The 4,735-nt window shown below is 30.1% G+C and carries 7 protein-coding genes; 1 reads left to right on the top strand and 6 read right to left on the bottom strand.

The annotated features are described in order from the left end of the window. Positions 1-96 precede the first annotated feature (96 nt). From fabI to HMPREF2663_RS09575, 6 genes are all read right to left on the bottom strand, one after another. Entirely contained in the window at positions 97-867 is a 771-nt protein-coding gene (fabI, locus tag HMPREF2663_RS09600) for an enoyl-ACP reductase FabI (RefSeq protein WP_070846337.1), read from the bottom strand. A 455-nt stretch (positions 868-1,322) separates the two neighbouring features. Next, a complete protein-coding gene (locus tag HMPREF2663_RS09595; RefSeq protein ID WP_070846335.1) occupies positions 1,323-1,610 on the bottom strand; it encodes a hypothetical protein in 288 nt (95 codons plus the stop codon). A 3-nt stretch (positions 1,611-1,613) separates the two neighbouring features. Further along, on the bottom strand, positions 1,614-2,096 hold the full coding sequence (locus HMPREF2663_RS09590; RefSeq protein ID WP_002504408.1) for a hypothetical protein: 483 nt from the start codon (positions 2,094-2,096) through the stop codon (positions 1,614-1,616). A gap of 7 nt (positions 2,097-2,103) precedes the next feature. After that, positions 2,104-2,727: a recombinase family protein gene (locus HMPREF2663_RS09585; RefSeq protein ID WP_002504409.1), complete on the bottom strand. Its 624-nt coding sequence runs from the start codon at positions 2,725-2,727 to the stop codon at positions 2,104-2,106. 222 nt (positions 2,728-2,949) lie between these two features. Continuing rightward, a complete protein-coding gene (locus tag HMPREF2663_RS09580) occupies positions 2,950-3,243 on the bottom strand; it encodes a hypothetical protein (RefSeq protein WP_044466831.1) in 294 nt (97 codons plus the stop codon). 392 nt (positions 3,244-3,635) lie between these two features. After that, the gene (locus HMPREF2663_RS09575; RefSeq protein ID WP_002504414.1) at positions 3,636-3,923 is read right to left on the bottom strand and encodes a hypothetical protein; all 288 of its coding nucleotides are present in this window, start codon (positions 3,921-3,923) and stop codon (positions 3,636-3,638) included. 303 nt (positions 3,924-4,226) lie between these two features. Here HMPREF2663_RS09575 and HMPREF2663_RS09570 point away from each other — a divergent pair. Further along, positions 4,227-4,735, top strand: a 509-nt coding sequence (locus HMPREF2663_RS09570) for an HTH domain-containing protein (RefSeq protein ID WP_070846333.1), incomplete at its 3' end; no start/stop codon positions are given.

Raw genomic sequence — 4,735 nt, 5'->3', positions numbered from 1 at the left:
TATTGTAAATAAAGAAGCCAGTAAATGAATTTGTTAAAACTCATTTACTGGCTATTTCTCTAGGGTTTATGTCCCAGACTCAATTGATTTAATTTATTATTTTATTGCGTGGAAACCACTATCTACATGGATATTCTCACCAGTTACGCCACTTGAGAAATCACTCAATAAGTAAGCAGCTGTTTTACCTACTTCTTCTTGATCCACATTTCGTCTTAATGGTGCACGTTCTTCAATTTCTTTAAGGATTGTGTTGAAACCACCAACACCTTTAGCACTTAACGAACGAATTGGACCAGCAGAAATAGCATTTACTCGAATGTTGTCCGGGCCTAAATCATAAGCTAAATATTTAACATTAGCTTCTAAACTTGCTTTAGCTACACCCATCACATTATAGTTTTGAACGGCAAATTCACCACCAAGGTATGTTGTTGCAACAATACTACCACCGTTTGGCATTATTTTCTTCGCTTCGTGCGCAACAATTGTTAATGAATATGAACTGATATCTTGCGCAAGTAAGAAACCTTCACGTGATGTTTCAGAGAAACGTCCACGTAAGTCTTCAATATTTGCAAATGCGATAGAGTGATATACGCCATCAATATTGCCTACTTCTTCGCCAATTTTAGCGAAACCATTTACTACATCTTCATCTTTTTGAACATCGATTTGATATAATTTTGGCTCTTCTTGGTTTAATTGTTCTAATAATTTTTCTAATTCTTTGCGGCTACGGTCTTTACGATAAGTGAAAACAAGTTTAGCCCCTAATTGATCTAATACCTTTGCAACGCCAAATCCGATACTACGTTTATTAGCAATACCCATAATTACGAAGGTTTTATTTTCAAGATTAATCATTCGAAATAACTCCTTAATCATCGTTTTTTATATCTTAATCTCACTGTACAAACAATGTAGACTAATCTAACGTTATTATTTTACCATTTTTGCTTCATAATTATAAAGCAATATTATTACCTGGTCATATAGGAAATAGGCTGGGACAAAATAAAATGTCTCAGCCTATTTTATCATTTTGTCAGTAGCTGACTGATTTGAAAATGCGCTTGAATCAAGCTTTTTTCAAACCTAGTCATCCTTGCCGTGGTAGTACAACGAAATAAATTTTGAGAAAATATTATTTCTGTCCCACTCCCTTTCTTTTAACCTAAAAACGTAAGTCTAGGACTAACGCCTAGACTGATTTTTAGGTTTTTAAGGTTCTTCAAATTCCAATTCTTCTACATATACAAATTGATAATGTTTTGGTCTTTTCTAAAAAATTACTTCTTAATTTTTTGATATCTTCATTGCTATACATAATCGTGATACGCCTCCATTCGATCTTCTTCAAACTCTTGTAATTCACCTTTTGCTTGTTGCATGTCTACTAAGTCCATAAAATCACCAAGTTCTTTTTCTGAATTAGATCTAAAGCGTTCAATATCTTTTTCTAAATCAACAACTCTCTCTTTCTCTTTGTAATTCAATAATCCATAAAGTATTTTATTAAACTCTTTAGGCTCATACTCATCTAAATAATTCTGTATATAATATTCTTTTTCTTCTTCTGTTACATATTCAGCAAAGTTAGCATTCATATTTTATTCCTCCGATTCATTCTGTAATTTGTGTAATATTTTGATTACTAATGTAATATCAACATCATATTTTTCAGATATTCGTTGTATTTCTTTATAATCCTTTATAAATGCTCCTATTTCACCATTATCATCAAGTTCAACATTTAAATTATCTTTATTAGGTCGTAATTCGTTTACTATATTTTCGTAAATTACTTCTTGATCAATTATTATAAAATACAAGTTCATTTCCGATTCTACTTCGCATTCACAATCAGCTAACCTAAAGAATATTTTTTCAAGAATATGTTTTGAATGTTCAGGTAAATAACCACCCTTCTTTTCTAATGTAGGTACTATTTGTTCAGTACTATTTTTTATTCTTGTGTATTCTCTTGGTTCTAATTCAAATAAGTTATTTAATATACGTAACAATAGATCTAAATTTTGCTCATTCATTTTATCTTGTATCATTCTTTGAATTATTTTATTATCTTTTATCATTGTAAGATCACTCCGATTCACGTTTGATTTCATTTTTTATACGTTGAACAGTTTTCATACCTAGACCATACTTTTTAGCTGTGCCCCTGATTGTTCCTCCATTCTTTAATACCTCTACTACTTTTTCATAAATCACTCGACCTTGAGGGTTATCACTATCTTTTGAATACTTTACTTTCTTACCTTTATAACGTCCTTCTTTTTTAGCTCTTTCAATACCTACACGCTGACGCTCAAGCATGTATAAACGTTCTGTTTCGGCTTGAAATGTTAGAACGGACAACATTACATTAAGCAATAACTTACCCATGCCATATTTATCATTGGCTGGTATATCGGGTAAATCTTTGGAATGAAGTATAATACCATCATTTAGCAACTCACGTACCATTTCTTCAACGACATTTGCCTTACGTCCTAGACGATCTAATTTGAAAACATATAGATCATCACCTTGTCTGATTTTGGCATTTAATAAATTTTTAAAACCATCACGCTCGTAAGGACTTGTTGTACCACTTATCTCATCTACAAATATATTCTTGCGATCAACTCCTTGCTCAATTAACCAATTGATTTGATTTTCCAGATGCTGTTCCTCAGTTGAGACTCTTGCATATCCAAATTTCATTTTTTAAGTACTCCTCAAATTTCATTTTAGAACGCCACAAACATTATATGTGTAATACCCTAATGACAACATAAGTGTATCATCATATCAGTAGTTTAAGCAAGGAATAACTGTTGTAATTAGACCACGATCTAATTACAACAGTTCTAACATAAAAAAAGACGCACAACAAAAAATGTTGTACGCCTCAGACACTTCATAAGTAAGAGTGCTAAAGAAAGATCATTTACTGCTAAGTTCTTTACCTACATAGTCACCAATTTTTGAAAGTAAGTCACACGCATAATCAACTATTTTTTTAATATCATCATTAGAATAATCATCATAGCGTATTGTACTGTTTATTTGATCTGTAGTAGAAAGAATCATTCTTCGGATATCTTCATGTTCTGAACCTTTTTCATTTATTGCTAGACCATTACTATACCCATCAGTCTTAAAAACATCTAATTGTGATTGGATTTTTTCTAATACTTTAAATGTTTCTGCAGCAGCTTTACTATCAAATTTATTCATAGAACATATCAAACCTTTCATATCTTTTATAGTATTATACCCGCCTTATATGAAATGAACCTCATTTTACAATTAATACATTTCATGATACGATAGTAGCGAAATAACTACAGTGTACATGATTAAGACCCCAGCAGTTGCACCTGCATGGGGTCTTTCATTGTGCCATCATTTAATTTTTGTGTTTATTCATAAGATATATAACATACATCATTATGAAATCACTTAACACATTAGCTATTAATGTGCCTATAACTACAGTGTACATGAAATCACCTCCTTAACATGTTAAAAACATATTGTTAGAGGCACGATGACACAACTATTAATTTTATCACATATATAATATAACAAAAGAGCAAAGATGTTTTGTCTTTGCTCTTAAATTAATTCTATTTAAAACTTTGCTTTCTTATATATCGAGTAATTTCATGTTGTACACAACAAGCTTTCTCAATAATTTTTGATGCATCAGCATCTGAATATACACCTTTATTAGCATTTTCTATAAACGTTGTTGTATTAGCAAGTTTACCACTAATATCATGACTATGAGAAAAACCCTCACCAACAGCTGAATAATTACTATAACCATTATTCACATAGTTATTCAGTTGTTTTTCTATTTCTAATAATACGTCATAAACACCTTTAGCATCTAAACTATCAAATTTAGTCATATGGATATCGATCTCCTTTATTGTTTATTTGTTTTATAATATCCAAAAATTTTATAAAAAAAACATAAAATAATGAACGATTTTCAATCGTTCTAGTTACTACATGAATACTAGCCATAATTTGAATAAACACTAGTAAAAGAACTACCGACATTTTTTGTCAGTGGTTCTTTTTTGATTTTACCTTTAATCAAATATCAAAAAGGCTATAAAGCGATTTATCAAAAAGTAATAACAAAGTTATTACAACGACAATTATGAACATATTTTTTACATATAATTTAAAGGGGAGGACGCAATATAGTGGGACATAAATCAAAACGTATATTACATATATACAAAAAATTATTATCAAAGCAACGTGTTAATGTTAAAAACTTATCAGAATTTTTCAACACAAATGAAAGAACGATTCAGCGTGATATAGAAGATATTAACGCATTTCTCAAAAATTATAACCAAACAGTTTTGTACGAGAAATCAACACACGATTACTACATAGCACACAAAAACAAAAAACATAGTAATACAGATATCAATATACATGCAACATACGAAATGACATATCAAGTTTTTAAACAGTTAAACAGACAATACGAAACTTATGTTGTAAAAAAGACTCGAAAAACAATAATCGTAATGCTATCTATATCTAAAATAGAAGCTATTAATTTATGCTTTATCTATCATAATACTATCAGAATTATGTCCCCAGAAACACTCGTTGCTGAATTCACACAAGAATTAGCAAAAATACAAAAAAACTACATATTAAATAAGAGGTTCTGTTGCAAAGTAAAAAATATAGCTAA

It is taken from the genome of Staphylococcus sp. HMSC077D08 (genome assembly GCF_001837945.1).
In the GTDB taxonomy this organism is placed as follows: Bacteria; Bacillota; Bacilli; order Staphylococcales; family Staphylococcaceae; genus Staphylococcus; species Staphylococcus epidermidis.
This window is presented reverse-complemented; position numbering and strand designations above follow the sequence as displayed.